General features: G+C 41.4%; 16 protein-coding genes. 10 read left to right on the top strand and 6 right to left on the bottom strand.

Annotated features, from left to right (window positions below):
- Nucleotides 1-439: 439 nt before the first annotated feature.
- Nucleotides 440-1,861, bottom strand: coding sequence for a D-alanyl-D-alanine carboxypeptidase/D-alanyl-D-alanine endopeptidase (gene dacB / locus NYE65_RS15560; protein ID WP_445670454.1), 1,422 nt, complete (start codon nucleotides 1,859-1,861; stop codon nucleotides 440-442).
- A 302-nt stretch (nucleotides 1,862-2,163) separates the two neighbouring features.
- On the opposite strand from dacB, the gene NYE65_RS15555 reads away from it, so the two are divergent.
- The 5 genes from NYE65_RS15555 (at nucleotide 2,164) to NYE65_RS15535 (ending at nucleotide 5,202) form a co-directional block, all read left to right on the top strand.
- Nucleotides 2,164-2,658, top strand: a complete 495-nt coding sequence (locus NYE65_RS15555) for a PH domain-containing protein (protein ID WP_340861198.1) — start codon at nucleotides 2,164-2,166, stop codon at nucleotides 2,656-2,658.
- Entirely contained in the window at nucleotides 2,658-4,130 is a 1,473-nt protein-coding gene (locus NYE65_RS15550; RefSeq protein ID WP_340861197.1) for a PH domain-containing protein, read from the top strand. Before NYE65_RS15555 ends, NYE65_RS15550 begins: the two co-directional genes overlap by 1 nt.
- Before the next feature lie 199 nt (nucleotides 4,131-4,329).
- Nucleotides 4,330-4,617 carry a hypothetical protein gene (locus NYE65_RS15545; protein WP_340861196.1) on the top strand — a complete coding sequence of 96 codons (288 nt, stop codon included), beginning with the start codon at nucleotides 4,330-4,332 and terminating at the stop codon, nucleotides 4,615-4,617.
- Nucleotides 4,614-4,976, top strand: a complete 363-nt coding sequence (locus NYE65_RS15540; RefSeq protein WP_340861195.1) for a methyl-accepting chemotaxis protein — start codon at nucleotides 4,614-4,616, stop codon at nucleotides 4,974-4,976. The genes NYE65_RS15545 and NYE65_RS15540 overlap by 4 nt, the downstream gene beginning before the upstream one ends.
- A 13-nt stretch (nucleotides 4,977-4,989) precedes the next feature.
- A complete protein-coding gene (locus NYE65_RS15535) occupies nucleotides 4,990-5,202 on the top strand; it encodes a hypothetical protein (protein WP_340861194.1) in 213 nt (70 codons plus the stop codon).
- A 50-nt stretch (nucleotides 5,203-5,252) separates the two neighbouring features.
- Here the strand turns inward: NYE65_RS15535 and NYE65_RS15530 are convergent, their stop codons facing one another.
- On the bottom strand, nucleotides 5,253-5,759 hold the full coding sequence (locus NYE65_RS15530) for a general stress protein (protein ID WP_048685038.1): 507 nt from the start codon (nucleotides 5,757-5,759) through the stop codon (nucleotides 5,253-5,255).
- A gap of 163 nt (nucleotides 5,760-5,922) precedes the next feature.
- On the opposite strand from NYE65_RS15530, the gene NYE65_RS15525 reads away from it, so the two are divergent.
- The 5 genes from NYE65_RS15525 (at nucleotide 5,923) to NYE65_RS15505 (ending at nucleotide 12,382) form a co-directional block, all read left to right on the top strand.
- Nucleotides 5,923-6,987 (top strand): M20 family metallopeptidase, encoded by a 1,065-nt coding sequence (locus NYE65_RS15525; RefSeq protein ID WP_340861193.1) that lies wholly within the window; start codon nucleotides 5,923-5,925, stop codon nucleotides 6,985-6,987.
- A 647-nt stretch (nucleotides 6,988-7,634) separates the two neighbouring features.
- Nucleotides 7,635-8,198: a 3D domain-containing protein gene (locus tag NYE65_RS15520; RefSeq protein WP_063577450.1), complete on the top strand. Its 564-nt coding sequence runs from the start codon at nucleotides 7,635-7,637 to the stop codon at nucleotides 8,196-8,198.
- A 147-nt stretch (nucleotides 8,199-8,345) separates the two neighbouring features.
- Nucleotides 8,346-9,266, top strand: coding sequence for a ketopantoate reductase family protein (locus NYE65_RS15515; RefSeq protein ID WP_340861192.1), 921 nt, complete (start codon nucleotides 8,346-8,348; stop codon nucleotides 9,264-9,266).
- Nucleotides 9,267-9,484: 218 nt separating this feature from the next.
- Nucleotides 9,485-10,753: a dicarboxylate/amino acid:cation symporter gene (locus NYE65_RS15510; RefSeq protein ID WP_057278594.1), complete on the top strand. Its 1,269-nt coding sequence runs from the start codon at nucleotides 9,485-9,487 to the stop codon at nucleotides 10,751-10,753.
- 210 nt (nucleotides 10,754-10,963) lie between these two features.
- Nucleotides 10,964-12,382: an NAD-dependent succinate-semialdehyde dehydrogenase gene (locus tag NYE65_RS15505; RefSeq protein WP_340861191.1), complete on the top strand. Its 1,419-nt coding sequence runs from the start codon at nucleotides 10,964-10,966 to the stop codon at nucleotides 12,380-12,382.
- Nucleotides 12,383-12,437: 55 nt separating this feature from the next.
- Here the strand turns inward: NYE65_RS15505 and NYE65_RS15500 are convergent, their stop codons facing one another.
- From NYE65_RS15500 to NYE65_RS15485, 4 genes are all read right to left on the bottom strand, one after another.
- The gene (locus NYE65_RS15500) at nucleotides 12,438-13,544 is read right to left on the bottom strand and encodes an AI-2E family transporter (RefSeq protein ID WP_063577452.1); all 1,107 of its coding nucleotides are present in this window, start codon (nucleotides 13,542-13,544) and stop codon (nucleotides 12,438-12,440) included.
- A 395-nt stretch (nucleotides 13,545-13,939) separates the two neighbouring features.
- Entirely contained in the window at nucleotides 13,940-15,466 is a 1,527-nt protein-coding gene (locus NYE65_RS15495) for an acetyl-CoA hydrolase/transferase family protein (RefSeq protein WP_034305854.1), read from the bottom strand.
- Nucleotides 15,467-15,597: 131 nt separating this feature from the next.
- On the bottom strand, nucleotides 15,598-16,248 hold the full coding sequence (locus NYE65_RS15490) for a LytTR family DNA-binding domain-containing protein (RefSeq protein ID WP_057278591.1): 651 nt from the start codon (nucleotides 16,246-16,248) through the stop codon (nucleotides 15,598-15,600).
- Between the two features lie 567 nt (nucleotides 16,249-16,815).
- Nucleotides 16,816-17,178: a P-II family nitrogen regulator gene (locus tag NYE65_RS15485; protein WP_057278589.1), complete on the bottom strand. Its 363-nt coding sequence runs from the start codon at nucleotides 17,176-17,178 to the stop codon at nucleotides 16,816-16,818.
- Nucleotides 17,179-17,191 lie beyond the last annotated feature (13 nt).

Here is a 17,191-nt window from a genome sequence, read left to right as displayed (position 1 = left end):
AACTCCTTCCTTGAGGGGGATAATTTAAAAAAATAAGAAGAAGGTGCTGACATTGAATAAAAACCAATTTGCCCCCAGCCTCATGTCTGATTAAAGAAACAGAGGAGGAAAAGGGCCCCTTTCCCTCCACTTCATGGAGAAACTGTCTACGATCAAACGGCTAGGACTTTCCATGTAATGGACTTGAAAACTTCTTGTTATAGACATATATATCGGAGAAAGGCCTTCGAATGTTCGAATGCCGTCTTGATTCAATGTTATATAATGACCATCGAATTGAATACTCCATTCGGATCTGCGTTTGAAACCTGATCGGGTCAGCAAATAAAATGGCTTAGCGGCATTATGCTGCCAATTCGGACTTGCTGAAGAAAATGATTTGGCTGATACCGACCTCTTTCTCGCAGATCCTGAACTTCAACTTAGCTTTCCATGGATACTAATGGCCGCTTCCCAATAGGTTTTCCTGTTCTGCGAGCATTACGGCTATCTTATCCTGGATTGCCGTAATGCCTTTTTCTTCTACAAAATTATTCATGATGATTGAAAATATGATTTTTTCCCCTCTTTTGGTCGTCACATAACCTGATAAGGAGCTCGTACCTGAAATTGTCCCTGTTTTCGCGCGGACATTCCCGGCTGCAAGTGTCCCTTTCATCCTCTTTCTAAGAGTACCGCCCACCATCCGATTTTCGTTGCCTGCAATCGGTAAAGCATTCAAGTAAGCAGGAAACCACGTTTTTTCCTGAATGGCATACAGCAGCTTCGTTATTTCATTCGCTGGAATCATATTGACTTGGGAAATTCCAGACCCATCACGCATCATGATCGTTTGCATATCGAGACCCATACTCTTCAGCTGATTTCGAGCAACCTTCAAACCATCCTTCCAGCTTCCCTCCCCATCTGCCTCTTTGCCCATTTCCTTCACCAAAACCTCGGCATGGCTGTTATTGCTCAATTTCATGAAAGGAATAAGCAGTTGTGAAAGCTGCATGGACTGATGAGTGGCAATCATATGCGCTCCTACTGGCGTTTTCCCTTTTTTCCTTTTTCCCAACACTTTAATTCCATGTTCCTTCATTGATTTTTCAAACAGGCTCAAGGCATAATCTGTGGGTTCTTCCACCGAGACCCACTCTTTGGTCACCCCGGCATCTACCGGAATGGTCCCGGTCACCGTAATGACTTGTGTGCCATGGGACCGTTCGATTTCAATTTTATTATTAGCATTTGCCGATACAGTTTTCGTTTTGTTGATGACCTTCACGTGATCGGTTTCGGGCTCCAGCTTTACCGTTGCCCTCTTTCCAGCCTTTTCCCCAGGAGCTAACTCCACGATGATGGTACCGGTATCGTAATCTTCATTCGGGGAAGCAGTTAAAGCCGAAACGGCTGCACCGTAATATTCCTGTTCATCGCCCCAAACTAAGTCTTGAGAATAACGAACATCATCATACCAAGAATCGTCCCCTATAAGATCCCCGTGAACGAACTTAACTTGCCTTTGCTTCAGTGAAGCTGCCAGCTCATCAAAATCCTTTTCCAATAATGTGGGATCCCCTTTTCCCTTCAGGTATACATTGCCCTGCAGAACATGGCCAACCTGCACTCCTTTTATGTATAGTTCCGTTTGAAAAGTATGATCTTCCCCTAAAGTTTCCAGCGCAGCTGCTGCTGTCAAAAGCTTAAGATTCGAAGCAGGCCGCAATCTTGTTTGCGATCCCCGTTCATAAATCATTTCCCCCGTTTCAGCTGAACGGATGGAAATTCCCGTCAACGCCCCAGCCAATCCTGGCGATTGCTCCAATATTCGTTGAATTTCCTGCCCTAGGTTTCCATCATCATTCGCAGCCTGCATCGACTCTCCATTAAAAAAACAAATCAAAAACAGGAAGAATATAAAACTCAACTTCCTTTTATACGTCAAACCTATCACTCCCACTCTAGAAACTCACCACTTTATCTTGTCCATTTTTCGGTCATATAAAAAGAAAAGATCCACTGGAAAACTCCTTATTTATACATACTCGGGAAACTGCAGGATTATTCGCCCGCCACTCCATGGCATGGGCTGCATAATTTCTATACATATACCTATCATAGGGAACTTTTTTGCAAGATAATCCGTATAAATATAAAGACATAGTAAGGAGTGAATATATGTATTCCAAGATACAGCCACCAACGAAGAAAATATCCAAAGAATCAGTGAAGGTGTGGCGGATGACTGAAGCCATTACCAATCTCATTATCCTCGCCGTCCTTGGCATCCTATTATTTGTTGATGATTATTTCACTTGGAAAGAATGGATTGGATGGATTTTAAACGGACTTATCGTATTATCTTTTTTCCATGCTATCTGGTCCATCTTCATTGAACCGATACTTTTGCAAAAGTATTGGCGTTACGACGTGAACGAAGAATTCATTCAAACAAAACGTGGAGCCTGGAGTGAAACGCATGAACTCATTCCGATGACGAAGGTTCAATCCGTCAAATTGAACCAAGGACCGTTTTTGCGAAAATACAACCTTTATTCCCTAAGCATCGGAACAATGGGCGACTCTCATGACATACCGGCCATTTCCGAGAAAGAGGCGTATGAATTACGAGATAAAATTGCCCATTTCGCAAAAATTAAGGAAGTGGATTAATGATGGAAGAACACGCAAAACGATTACACCCTATCAAAATCCCTTTCGAATTTTGGAAATTGCTGAAAGGAAATGTGTTTTTCATAATCATGCTTTATATCCTTAATTTCGGTTCTGAAAAGATGTATATGAAATTACTCCAAATTGGCTTTCTAGTTTATCTGGTTTGGAAAGTCATTTCTGTCATCCTTAAATGGTATACATACAAATACCAAATCAAAGATGGTACCTTATACATTACTTCAGGGCTTATCTCAAAATCGTATCGAACTGTCCCGCTTCATAAGGTTCAGAATGTCCAGCAACGCACGACGTTATTTCATAAGATTTTCAGATTGACCTCTTTAACATTCGAAACGGGAATGACTGGTGATCAGGGTAGCGTACCTTTCGAGATTATTTCCCGAAAAGAGGCCGAAAGGCTTGAGGGGGAATATGCTTCAAAACAAGAACTTCCGGTTATTGAAGCGGATATTTCCGAAGAACGAATTGCTGAGGATATGGAACCAGCCATTGAAAAAACGATCCATTTCACTCCTAGCAAACATGATGTGCTGAAAGCTTCCTTTACATCACTCAGTTTCCTGGCTCTTATCCCGATATTGGCTACGTTATATAATACACTCGATGATTTTATTGATTTGGAGAACACCGAAGGGTTTCTTGCCAAGTTATTGGATACATGGTGGATCATTACCATCGTTATTGCAGGCCTCATATGTGTCGCCGTTGCCTTCGGAATCGTTTCCACATTCGTTAAATATGGAAAATATGAAATTTCATCCGATCACGAGCGCATATATATCAAGAAAGGTGTACTGGACGAATCCGCTTTTTCCATTCGGAAAGAAAAAGTACAAGCAGTCGAAATCACCCAATCAATCATTAAAAGAGTGCTGGGGTTGGCAGAAGTGAAACTGATCAGTGCAGGAAGCACCGGTGATGAAGAGCTGGAAACGAACACCCTCTATCCCTTTTTATCAATTGAACGGGCATATGGGATGGTAGAAGAGATTTTACCCGCTTACAAAGTGGAACGATCAATGAGGTCACTATCGAAACAGGCCTTCAAAATCCGAATGCTGCGGCCTAGCTTTTTCTGGATTCTCACAACATTGGCGATTTATTATTTCAAACCCTCCCTATGGTATATCTCGCTGATTCTACTCGTCCTCATTTATACATTGAGAATAATGGATTACAAAAATAGCCGTTACTTGTTAAATGATGAGTTCATTCAGTTCAAATCCGGAAGTTTGGAAACATCACTATTCATTACCAAAAGAAGCAAGGTCATTCAAATTGAGGTGGAACGTTCGAAGCTGCAAAAGTTTTTCGGGCTTGCCACAATTGAAACGATCAACCGCTCCAAGCCTGTACACCATACAAAGCTCCAAGATGTATCCGTTGAATATGCAGACGAGTTTTACACATGGTATATGGACAGGACAAAAAGTATCCAATTCGAATAGTATTAAATGAATGAAAGAGTTGACCATGGCAGTCAGCTCTTTTTTTATCCACTATATTCCACCCCCTTCCCACCTTTGCACTTCACGACAAAATTAATATTGGAATTTTCTAACTTGCCCCTTCAAAAAAAGCGAAAGAAGACCGAAATATCAAATAGAAGTCAAAATTAATTAGAAGTATATAAGGAGAATTTTACAGATGAAAAGACTGACAGACTGGTATTTTAATTCGCTAAAAAAACAAATATTGATTCCTTTTTTGGCTTTGATCATGATAAGCGGAATGGCCATCTCTTACATGAGCTATAAAAATAGTATCGAGTTGATGACCAAGGAACTTACCGGAACGACGGAAGAGCAAGCCAAGTCAATGAACGATTCTTTCGAAATCTTCTTTCATAAAACGGAAAATCAATTGGATAGAATCAGTAAGTATCCTATCATGAGTACTTATGAAATGAAACGTCCCAGATATCCAATAAGATGAGCACGGCAGTCAAATCATTGGATGCACGATCCAATGATATCAGTGCGATCGTAAAAACCATAAGCGGGATTGCAGGACAAACGAGTTTACTCGCCCTGAATGCTGCCATCGAAGCAGCGAGGGCTGGTGAACACGGAAAAGGGTTTGCAGTTGTTGCCGATAAAGTGAAGAAATTGGCCGAACAAACGGAAAAATCACTGAAAGAAATTTCAAGCCATGCAAACAGATACAACCAATACCGTTCATTTGATTGGTCAAGTCAATCAAAAAATCCATCTTCAGGATACTTCTGTAACGGATACGGAAAATGCTTTCAGTCACATTGCATCCATCATCACGACCACATTCAGCAATTTTGACGAAATAAAAGAAATGATGAACGATATGGTAAACGAGGTCACACGGATGGCGGGCAATGCAGAAAAATTAAATTCAATCAGTCAGGAAACTGCGGCAGGAACTGAAGAAGTATCAGCTTCCGCAGAACAAACGAATGCTTCCATGGAACAATTAAATGCCCTGGCTAGTGAATTGGATGCCCTATCCCAGGAAATGCACAAAGAAATAAAGAAATTCACATTCTAATCAAAAAAAGGACGGCCCCCTAAGGGATCCGTCCTTTTTAAAAGTACGCCTTATAGAGTTCTTCTGCCATTCGTCAGCGTTTCATCGGTTTCGGTTATTCCCGAGTAAGAAGAACTGGATTTTCTAGCATCCGAATCGACTAATACAAGCAATTTGCCGCTCTTTACATCCGCTTCATAACGATTCGCCTCGTCTTCAGGTATGCCCATTCCGATTAATGTACCGGCCAATCCTCCTGTTCCAGCGCCTACAGCCGCTCCGGCTAATGTTGCAGCAAGCGGTCCAGCAGCCAGTACCGGCCCGATTCCCGGAATCGCCAACGCACCCACACCTGCCAATAATCCGGCAGCACCGCCCAAAATGCCTCCAGTCGCCGCACCAGCTGCGAGCCCCTCTTCAACTTTTGTACCCGTTTCTTCATTCACTGCATTTAATTCTTCTTTATCTTTAGCTACCACTGAAATATCTTCACGATTATACCCTTGGGCCTGTAATGACTCAACAGCCTTTATGGCTTCTTCTCCAGTTTCATATACACCAATTATACGTTTATCCATATCTATCATCCTCCTTAAAGAATGTAAATTGTCGCTCCCCCTTTACATACCCCAGGGGATGAAAATGCTAAACGTTATTTAACAGGAAAATATTTTCGAGTTAACCCTTACTCAGAAAGGGTATATATAATAGTAGTATGCATATTTTTAGGAGGTTTTCTTTTTGCTCATCGAGTTACTTAAAGATTTAGTATCCATCGACAGTTCATCGAAAGAAGGAGCCAACCAAGCGGTTGATTACTGTGCGGACTGGCTTAAAGATCAAGGACTTACCGTGAATGTAATCGTAAATAACGGTTATAAAATGCTTGTTAGCGAGATTGGCAGCGGAGATAAAACCCTAATTTGGAATGGCCATGTCGATGTTGTCAGCGGTACGCCGGATCAATTTTTCCCTGAGGTTCATGAAGGAAATTTATATGGACGCGGAACTGCCGATATGAAAGCTGGAGTTGCAGGGATGATGTGTGCATTTACCGAACTGAAAGATAAGGACTTAGGTTTAAAAATCCAGCTACAGATCGTATCGGATGAAGAGATTGGCGGGTTGAACTGTTCCGGATATTTAGCGAAACATGGTTATCGGGGAGACTTTGTAATTTGTGCTGAACCGACGCAATTGGGAATCGGACTACAGGCAAAGGGTGCCCTTCGTCTCGATATTGAAGTATCCGGCAAATCTGCACACGGAAGCCGTCCATGGGAAGGCGTGAATGCAATTGAAAAGGCCTATGATCTCTATCAAAAAATAAAGGAACTTCCATTCACCCGGGATCATACTCCCCTTTATTCTTCCCCTTCACTTAACCTAGCAAAAATAAAAGGCGGGGATGTCTATAATAAGGTACCGGATGCTTGTTTGCTAAGTCTTGATATTCGTTATCTTCCTACGCAAACAATGGAAGATATCATTGCTCAGATCGAAAGTGTGACAGGAAAAAATGTTCATCTTAATATGTACAGTAAACCTGTAAAAACCGAAGAGTCAGACCCATTCATCACTTTGCTCCGACCGATTATCGAAAGAAACACCAAGCAAGGCGCTGTCATTTTCGGACAACATGGCTCCGCAGATACCGTCTTTTTTGCGGCATATGATATCCCAGCGATTGAATTCGGACCAAAAGGCGAGAACTGGCATGGAGATAGGGAATGCGTCAATCTTGAATCAGTAGCAGTCTATCAAAAAATGCTGGTCGATTTCGCTTCTGAATTTGTTTTACATTAATCCAAATCATGAAAAAAGCCTGCATCACATATAGACAAAAGGAAGTCTATCTACATTTTAAAAACAAAGTTGATTGAAACGAAAGGTGCGAGACTCCTGCGGGAAAAGCGCGTCCAAGGGAGACCGCACAGGCGCAAAGGCGCCGAGGAGGCTCCCGGACCGCCCGCGGAAATCGAGTGCCTGGAGTGGAAATCAATGTTCGAATTTTAACAAGCTCTCAAAAAAATTAGACAAACTCGATTTTCATCGATTTTGTCTACAGTTTGAGCCGGCATCACATAGATGTCGGCTTTTTTCATGTTCCGAATATCCTCTCCTACTAAAATAAACAGCATTCAATCGCCTAATATTACGTTGTTTTTTTACAAAATATACAGGACTTTAAAACCAGGTATTTCACATCCATATATTACCTCATTAAACAGGATACGCCATTACATCAACACTATTTAACAAAAACACGCTTATACTGACATAATAAATAATATATTTACATTAATTAGATAAGTACTTTTGACCTAGTTTATATTACATTTATTTATCAAGGGATACCTTTTTGTAACACAATTACTATTTCACCGAAACATTATTGTCATAAAGACCTGTTATTCTAAGTCTACGATTTAAAACAAAGGAGACTATTCATTTTGAAAAAAATACTACTTCCACTATTCACTGCTTTCTTTTTGGTATTTAGTTTTTCCGGAGTTTCATCGGCTGCTACTACTACATACAAAGTTAAAAGCGGCGACACACTATGGGGTATCGCCAATAAACATAATATAACAGTCAATCAACTCAAAAGTTGGAACAACCTGAAAAAAGATAACATCCATCCAAAACAAGTTTTAAAGGTCAAGAAAACATCAACCTCTGCTAAACCTAAAGCTAAAGCAAAAACATCATCATCATCCAAGAAATATAAAACGATCACGGTGAAGGCAACAGCTTACACTGCGAACTGCAAAGGCTGCAGCGGGATTACAGCATCTGGTCTTAACTTAAAGAAAAACCCTAACGTAAAAGCCATCTCGGTCGACCCTAAGGTCATTCCACTAGGAACAAAAGTTCATGTAGAAGGATACGGGGATGCCATTGCGGCAGATAAAGGCGGCGCAATCAAAGGGAATAAAATTGACGTCTTCTACTCTTCTCACTCAAAAGCTATCAATTGGGGCAGAAAAACCGTTAAAGTAAAAATCTATAAATAATGATAAGCACCAGCCTGAAACCTTTCAGGCTGGTCTTTTGTTTTTCCCATTCTTACAAACATCTAAACAACCAGTTGACCTTCAAACGGAAATATTTACTGAAATTTCAGTCAATGTTATGATTAGTACATCTTAATCAAAAGAGAGGTGTACGCTTTGAATATTGTCATTATAGGGGCCGGGGCACTGGGCTCCTACTTTGGGGGCAGGTTGCAGCAGGCCGGACAGGATGTTCAATACCTTGTCCGAAAAAAACGCGCCAAACAATTGAAGGAAAACGGGATCAGCATAACCAGCCCACATGGAAACCACCAATTCAACGTCCTTCATATCACAGAGAATGTAAATGACATCGAAAAGGTCGACCTCGTGATTCTCGCCGTAAAAGGCCAGCATCTGCAAGGCACCCTTACAGATTTAAAGGTGCTTGTTGAAAAGGGCGCAAAGGTTCTCCCGCTTTTGAATGGATTGGAGCATATATCCATTTTACAGGAGGCGCTGGGCGATGAAGCCGTCTTAGGAGGAAGTGCCTTCATCATCGCCACCCTTGATGAAAAAGGGCATGTCATTCACTCCAATGAAAATCACGATTTAATCTATGGCCCGCTTCATCCGTCACAAAAAAAGATATGTGATGAATTCGAACAGGCGGCGGGATCAGCTATCATGAAGGTAAGCAGAACGGAAAACATATTGATCAGGATGTGGATCAAATACATGTTCATCACCGCGTTTTCCGGTGTGACAACAGCATCGAACCTCCCTATCGGCACGATACGAAGATACCCGGAAACCAATGGATTGCTAGAAAAGGTCCTTGTTGAAATGAAGGAGCTTGCAAATGCTTATGACGTCGGAATTACTGTGGAGAATATTGCTCAAGCGTTGGAAAACATGGCAGGCTTACCTGATGAATCCACCTCTTCGATGCACCAGGACCGCCGGAAGGGCCTAACCCTCGAAGTGGAACATTTACAGGGCGGTGCACTGCGCCTAGCCGACAAGGTCGGTTTGAAACTTCCTGTGATTGGAACCCTATATGCACTAATAAAACCATTTGAAAATTGATTTTCGCCAATACCGGTGCTCCACCGGTATTTTTTACTGCTTAGTAATCTCTTTATATCCTGATCTTCACTTTTAATTCCTCTTCGGTTATTCAAAATCCCCAAGACCAAAAAGAACAAAAAGAAAACAATATCACCAAAAGAATATTCTGATTCTTTCTTCTGTTACACTATTATCAAGTTAAGAAAGCGCTATCATATAACAAAGGAGAATGCCCCTTGAAAATATTAAAAAATTTAACAGTTCAGGTCATCATCGGTATCATTCTGGGTATAACAGTCGGTTTCTTCTTCCCTGCTTTCGGTGAACAACTAAAGATATTGGCTGATTTATTTATTAAAATGATTAAAATGGTCATCGCACCAATCATCTTCTTAACCGTCGTAATCGGAATCGGCGGTATGGGTGATATGAAAAAGGTTGGCCGCATCGGCGGAAAGGCCCTGCTTTATTTTGAAATCGTTACCACTTTCGCACTTGCCATCGGAATCATCGTGGTCAATCTGCTGGGACCTGGTAAAGGCTTTAACATCGATTCAGTCGAGGGCGGAGATGTATCACAATATACGACAGCCGCTTCCGAAACGGAACATGGCGCCGTTGCTTTCATTTCTAATATCATTCCTGATAATGCCGTTGCCGCACTGGCTGGCGGAGACTTACTCCCTATTCTATTCTTTGCCGTATTATTCGGATTATCGATGGCAGCAATGGGACCGAGAGTGCAGCCAGTCGTTTCTTTCTTTCAGCATATTGCCGACATTTTCTTCGGCATCGTCGGTATGATCATGAAAGTTTCTCCATTGGCCGCATTTGGAGCAATGGCTTATACAATCGGTAAGTTTGGCCTTGGTTCTTTATCCTCGTTAGGACAATTAATGGGCAGTGTTTATATCACAATGGCACTTTTCATCGTTCTTATCCTTGGCTCGATTGCAAAAATGTATGGCTTTAATATTTTCAAGTTCATTGCCTATATAAAAGAAGAGATCCTCTTAGTTTTAGGAACCTCTTCATCGGAATCCGCCCTGCCAAGCGTGATGAAAAAACTCGAAAAATACGGTTGCTCAAAATCGGTAGTCGGTTTGGTTGTCCCAACCGGTTATTCTTTCAACCTTGATGGCACTTCCATCTACTTATCCATGGCTGCGATTTTCATCGCCCAAGCCTATGGTGTCGATTTAAGCATCTGGCAGGAATTGACCCTTCTAGGAATCTTGATGTTAACATCCAAAGGTGCTGCCGGTGTAACGGGATCCGGTTTCATCACACTTGCTGCAACATTAGCTGCCTTCCCAATGATTCCAGTTGAAGGAATGGCATTACTGCTTGGAGTCGACCGCTTCATGTCAGAAGCACGCGCCATCACCAATCTAATCGGTAACAGTGTCGCTACGGTGGTCATTTCTAAATCAGAAGGTGAATTCAATCCAAACCAAGCCATCTCAGATGATATGAATGAAGTGGCTGTTTCATCGGAAAAATAATCGAACCTTGAATGAAGAGGTGTGCAGCTTGCACCTCTTTTTTTTGTGTATTCCTCCCTTTATAGCAATGAAAAGCCATTTTCCTATAAATAGCCAATCAAATAAATTTCAGAATCACTGAAAAGTGTTTATACTTTTATGTAACAGGTAAAAGTATAAAGTTAGAAGTTTAGTAGTTTGATGGATTTAACCAAATTAGGAGGTTTTATCATGAAGGATTACGGATTATTTATTAACGGTGAGTGGTCGGATTTTGGATTGGATAAAATTGAAGTGAGAAACCCGGCAACGGATGAAGTAGTTGCCACCGTTCCTAAAGGCGGTGCAACTGAAGCGGCGAAGGCTGCAGATGCCGCATATGAAGCCTTTACGGGCTGGGCTGCACTCTCAGTCTACGAACGTGCTGAACTAATTTGGAAATGGCATCGATTGATTGATGATCATAAAGAAGAACTGGCAAAGATCATGACTGAAGAGCAAGGAAAGCCCCTTAAAGAAGCTCTTGGTGAAATGATATATGCCAATGGCTTTTTATCTTGGTTTGCCGAAGAAGGAAAAAGGGTGTACGGCGAAACGATTCCTGCTTCCGTGTCCAATAAGCGGCTTTTCGTGACTAAACAGCCTGTCGGAGTTGTAGCTGTCATTACGCCTTGGAACTTTCCTGCTGCCATGATTACAAGAAAAGTGGCACCAGCGCTTGCCGTCGGCTGCACAGTCGTCATTAAACCGGCAAACCTGACTCCCATAACAGCTTTAAAAATGGCTGAATTAGCCGAAGAAGCTGGCATCCCAAAAGGAGTCATCAACGTCGTGACAGGAAAATCCTCAGAAATCGGCGAAACTTGGCTTCAAGATACGAGGGTTCGTAAATTGACGTTTACCGGTTCTACAGAAGTCGGCAAAACCCTGATGAGGGGCTCCGCAGACACGGTAAAGAAAATCTCGCTAGAACTCGGAGGTCATGCACCAGCAATCGTTCTTGAGGATGCCGACCTTAATAAAGCGGTTGATGGCATCATCAGTTCAAAATTCCGTAACGCAGGACAAACATGCGTCTGTTCAAATCGCATTTATGTCCACGAAGCCATTCAAGAGGCCTTCATCGAAAAGCTCGTTGCCAAAGTCAAGGAACTAAAGGTAGGAAATGGACTGGAAGATGGCGTCGATATCGGTCCGCTTATCGATCAAAATGCAGTGGATAAGGTTCAAAAACAAATTGATGAAGCAATCAGCAGCGGCGCTAAGCTCGAAGCTGGCGGTAAATCAATAAGCGGCCTGTTTCTTGAACCGACCGTATTGTCCAACATTGATGACAGCATGCTCTGCATGAAGGAAGAAACATTTGGTCCACTAGCTCCCATTGCCTCCTTTAAGACTGATGAAGAGGCAATCAAGAGGGCAAATGACTCCATCTTCGGTTTGGCAGCTTACGTCTTCACTGAAAACATCACAAAGGGCATCAAATTCACCGAGGCACTTGAATTCGGTATTGTTGGCTTGAACGATGGACTTCCTTCCGTTCCGCAAGCTCCATTCGGCGGATTCAAGCAAAGCGGACTCGGCCGTGAAGGCGGACACCAGGGCATCGAAGAATTCCTGGAAGTAAAATATATTTCCTTAGGTTTGTGACCTATTTACCACAATAAGAAAACGGGCCCGACTCAATTGAGTCTGACCCGTTTTTTCATTCCAATATATCTTCTTCAAGCTTTTCCTCTTTTCGGATCCTAATGAATTTTACGATATTCAATACGATCGTTTTAACAACAGAGTAAGTCGGAACCGCCAAAATCATGCCGATGATACCGGCAATGTTTCCGGCGACAAGCAATAGGATTATGATGGTAAGCGGATGTGTGTTCAATTTCTTCCCGATGACTAACGGTGAAATGAAATTACCATCCAATTGCTGAATGACCGTTACAACCAGAATGACCAATAATGCCTCTGTCGGTGAATGGATCAACGCCACAATGACGGCAGGAGCGGCTCCGATAAACGGACCTACATATGGAATGATATTGGTTACAGCGCCAATCAGCGCGAATAAGAACGCATAAGGCAACCCAATGATTAGATATCCGATGAACGTTCCGATCCCGACAAACATGCAAACAAGCATCTGCCCTTGTATGTATGTAGTAAGCGTCCCGCCAGTTTCCTGAAGAACTGTTAAAGCTGGTTTTCTATAGCGAACCGGTACGAATTTCATAATGGCGGCCGGAAGCTTATCCCCATCCTTCAACATATAAAACAGGATGAAAGGAACCGTTACGACAACTAAAGTGATATTCGTCACCACGCTGAAAACGGAAGTTAAACTGTTCGTTATATTACTAGGTAAGTTCGTCAAATATTTTTGCAGCGAATCCCCTACTTCTTGCAGAGGTACATAATCTTGTTCCACCGTCCATAAAAACCATTTTGACTCCGCTGAGTCTTCAATGAACTTCCTTGTTTGATTGAAATAATCCGGAAGGTTATTGAGTAAATCCGTAACCTGTTTGGAAAGTGACGGGCCAACCAGACCGACCAGTAAACTAATCAACCCAAGGAAAAATACGTAAAGCAATAAAATCGCCAATCCCCTTGGCACTCTTCTTTTAACGAGGAAATCAACAGTGGGATTGAATAGGAAGTAGAGAAAACCCGATATCAAGATTGGAAAGAACAATGTAGATGTAAAAATGACTATTGGTTCAAAAAGAAAAGAAATCTTTGTACCAACATAAAAAAGTAAAGACAATAGTAATAACTCTAACGTCCAAAAATGCAGTTTTTGCTTGAACAAATTATCTCCTCCACTATAAGCAATTCTATTTAACTCCCTATTTCTAAGGAAACAACATCATAAATGCGAAAAATCCTATGTATGATAATCATTCATTGTTAGCAGTTTACCATATTTCTATAACTTGGATGAATAATTATATATAAAAATAATTGAAAAAAGCCTAAAGATACAGTTCCCTAACTTTTTGATGGTTAAGCATCATTTTACACTTTAAATCTGTTATTTGTGGCAGGAAAAAGAATCAATAGGAAACACCATACAAATTACTTAGGAGAAATAATCTATTTACCTTTCAATATTCCATTGATGTGACGAAAGATTCATTGGTTTTCACCTATATCGGACACGGACCCAATAAAAAACCCCGCTTTTTATCGGCGGGGTTTTGAGTCTTATTTTTGATCTTGAAGAACCGCTTCAAGCATCGTACCGTTTTTAGCTAGGTTCGTATGCCATGAAAATGCTTTTTCAAGAATGTGCGGAGTTTGATGCCCGCCCGTTTGCGCAACAGCTTCAGTGAAGTATGCACGTAGCTGTGGTCGGTAATCAGGATGAGCACAGTTTTCTATGATTAACTCTACGCGCTCTTTTGGTGCCAAGCCACGTAAATCAGCGATCCCTTGCTCTGTCACTAATACGTCCACATCATGTTCAGTATGATCCACATGAGAAACGAAAGGAACGATACTGGAAATTTTGCCGCCTTTTGCATATGATTTCGTTACGAATATTCCTAGGCGTGAATTACGGGCAAAATCTCCTGATCCGCCAATTCCATTCATCATTCTTGTCCCAGAAACATGTGTCGAGTTTACGTTACCATAGATATCACACTCTAACGCTGTATTGATTGAAATCAAGCCCAAACGACGGATGATTTCAGGATGATTAGATATTTCTTGTGGACGAAGAACTAGCTTATCACGGTATTTTTCAAGCTCACCGTAAACTTGTTTCCCTTTTTCTTCAGCTAATGTAATCGAACACCCTGAAGCGAATTTAACCTTTCCAGCATCGATCAGATCAAATACCGCATCTTGCAGGACTTCTGAATAAACTTCCAAATCTTTGAATTCAGAATCAAGGAAGCCAGCGAATACTGCATTTGCCACTGAACCTACACCCGACTGAAGCGGAGCAAGGCTTTCAGTTAAACGGCCAGCCTTTATTTCTCCACGAAGGAAGTTAATGAGGTGGTTGGCGATTGTTGCAGTTTCTTCATCCGGCGGCACGATTGTGGAAGGTGCATCCAGATCTGTAGAAACGACGATTCCCATTACTTTTTCAGGATCAACCGCAATGCCGATCGATCCTAGGCGATCACTTGCTTTAGTCATAGGAATCGGTTCGCGTTCCCCTTGTTTAGCCGGTGTATATATATCATGCATCCCTTCCAATCCTTCTGGATGGGATACGTTCAATTCAATGATCACATGTTTAGCTTCTTGAACGAATATGGCTGAGTTGCCTACAGAAGTTGTCGGGATGATCAATCCATCTTCCGTAATCGCCAATGCTTCGATGATTGCAAAATCGATTGGTCCGACAATGCCTTGACGAACTTGTTCAGCCGTATGAGACAAATGCTGATCCACATAAGTTACTTCATCAGCATTGATTTTATTGCGAATGCCTTTATCCGCTTGGAACGGCAAACGTTTATTTATGATACCTGCTTCCGCCATATGTTGGTCGACTTCCGGTCCTAATGAGGCACCAGTATAAACGTCAACTTTGAATTTTTCAGTTTTAGCTCTTTCAACTAGAGCCATCGGAATAACTTTAGCATCACCAGCACGGGTAAATCCACTCATACCGAGTTTCATCCCATTTTTAATCCATGATGCTGCTTCTTCCGCTGTAACTACTTTCCCCTTAAATTGTTCGTTGCGAATTTTTTTGAAAACGCTTTCGTTCATACAAAAGACCCCCATTTTTCGCTTTTCTTACACTTAATTTTACCAATCCTGTGTAATCGTCACATTCATTTTCGAATGAAAAGCCTTAAATTGGGCATAAACCAGCATTTCTTTCACACAAAGGAGAATCACTAAAACCCCAAAGCCCTCCTGAATTGACTTGCATATGTTTGACTGACCTGGATTTTGGAGTTGTCTTTCATTATCAATAAAAATGTAGAATGGAAATCAGGGAGGATCTCTTGTATATAGTTGATATTGACGATGTACGAACGGTGCACACGAATGAATAAATCACTAGGTAAAATGAATTCCAATTCACTTAAATTCATTTTATGAAATCCACTCACACGTTCGGACTGAATTTTAGTTTTCCTATTTTGAGCTTCCAAATACATAATTTCATCGTATGGAAGCGGTATCCAGCGATCATCTGTTTTAATGGTCAGGAATGATGTCGGTAAAATCAATGGCTTTGACGGCAAGATGGCCGTTACCGCCCCTAAAGGGTTGCCCTCGTCCATGATAGGCACACTCAGCCCATAGTAAGGTACGCCAAATACATTACTTTCAACTTGCACCCCTATTTTTTTACGGATGCTCAGCGCTTTATATGTCGCCGTATTTTCACTGATTAAATCACCTGGTTTTATTCTTAAGTCCACTTGTTTGCTCGGTTGATAATAAATGTATTTTTCGGAATCAGCCACAGAAATTGAAGCATCCTTCGGTACAAACTCCCTGATGATATTTAAAACGGATTCGACCGTAAATTGATCCATTTCCTTTCACCTCTTAAAAGAACATATTAATAATTCCCCTATTTTTAAGCAGGGCATTCATGAAGTAATTCATAGTTTTTTGGTAAACTTACATTTTTTTGAATTCACTTTTCGGAAAATTAAAGAAAAATTGAAGTAACTAAGCGAAAAGCGTCGAAAAAAGCAAAAAAATCGTATTTAAATTTATGTCCTTATTCATTATAGTTGGAATGCTCCCCGATTTCCATGGGGGATTCAAGAAAAAAGTTTCCTTATTATACAAACATTTAAATATCAAAATCCAGCGGACATCAAACAAAAAAGCCGCTCTCCCCTAGGATAACGGCTGAAAGGTTATTTTTTTGAAGGGGGATTTTGAAACGGGGATTTTAATCGGAGTGATAACATCTCTTCTAAATTTTTCAGTGGCAATTCCAATAAAAAGGGTCGGTCATCAGGTTGATATACATCCTCTGAAATGAGCGTATTAACGATCTTCTGTTTTTTTGCATTAACAATTCGGACCAGTCTCCCCATTTTCAGCTCCCTTTCTTTTATCTTCTGTATCCGGCGGAATTGATCACAGCATCAGATGTCATTCTTTAACGCATCATGACCTTCTTTACCGGTACGGATATTCACAACATTCGCCAATTCATGTATGAAGATTTTACCGTCTCCCGGTTTACCGGTACTCAAGAATTTCCTTGCTACATCCACAACATCCTGAACTGGCACTTCACACACGACGATTTCGATTTTCATTCGATCATGCAATGACATTTCACGATTTCTGCCTCTATATGTTTCCACATAACTTTTCTGAAGACCCGTTCCTTTTACTTCCGATACCGTCATTCCGCTTACCCCTATTTTCGCAAGTTCCGCTTTGAATTGTTCAAATTGGATAGGACGTGTAATGATTTCTATTTTCGTTAAAATCCCGGACATATGTGCCCCTCCT

Source organism: Peribacillus sp. FSL R5-0717, assembly GCF_038002945.1.
Lineage (GTDB): Bacteria > Bacillota > Bacilli > Bacillales > DSM-1321 > Peribacillus > Peribacillus frigoritolerans.
This window is presented reverse-complemented; position numbering and strand designations above follow the sequence as displayed.

Excerpts from the sequence above, each read along its gene's own strand:
- NYE65_RS15490 (WP_057278591.1), bottom strand. The coding sequence starts at position 16,248 with ATGGATCAATTTACGGTCGAATCCGTTTTAAATATCATCAGGGAGTTT.
- NYE65_RS15530 (WP_048685038.1), bottom strand. The coding sequence starts at position 5,759 with ATGGATAAACGTATAATTGGTGTATATGAAACTGGAGAAGAAGCCATA.
- dacB (WP_445670454.1), bottom strand. The coding sequence starts at position 1,861 with ATGCAGGCTGCGAATGATGATGGAAACCTAGGGCAGGAAATTCAACGA.
- NYE65_RS15540 (WP_340861195.1), top strand. The coding sequence starts at position 4,614 with ATGAGCACGGCAGTCAAATCATTGGATGCACGATCCAATGATATCAGT.
- NYE65_RS15545 (WP_340861196.1), top strand. The coding sequence starts at position 4,330 with ATGAAAAGACTGACAGACTGGTATTTTAATTCGCTAAAAAAACAAATA.
- NYE65_RS15505 (WP_340861191.1), top strand. The coding sequence starts at position 10,964 with ATGAAGGATTACGGATTATTTATTAACGGTGAGTGGTCGGATTTTGGA.
- NYE65_RS15550 (WP_340861197.1), top strand. The coding sequence starts at position 2,658 with ATGATGGAAGAACACGCAAAACGATTACACCCTATCAAAATCCCTTTC.
- NYE65_RS15485 (WP_057278589.1), bottom strand. The coding sequence starts at position 17,178 with ATGTCCGGGATTTTAACGAAAATAGAAATCATTACACGTCCTATCCAA.
- NYE65_RS15495 (WP_034305854.1), bottom strand. The coding sequence starts at position 15,466 with ATGAACGAAAGCGTTTTCAAAAAAATTCGCAACGAACAATTTAAGGGG.
- NYE65_RS15535 (WP_340861194.1), top strand. The coding sequence starts at position 4,990 with ATGATGAACGATATGGTAAACGAGGTCACACGGATGGCGGGCAATGCA.
- NYE65_RS15555 (WP_340861198.1), top strand. The coding sequence starts at position 2,164 with ATGTATTCCAAGATACAGCCACCAACGAAGAAAATATCCAAAGAATCA.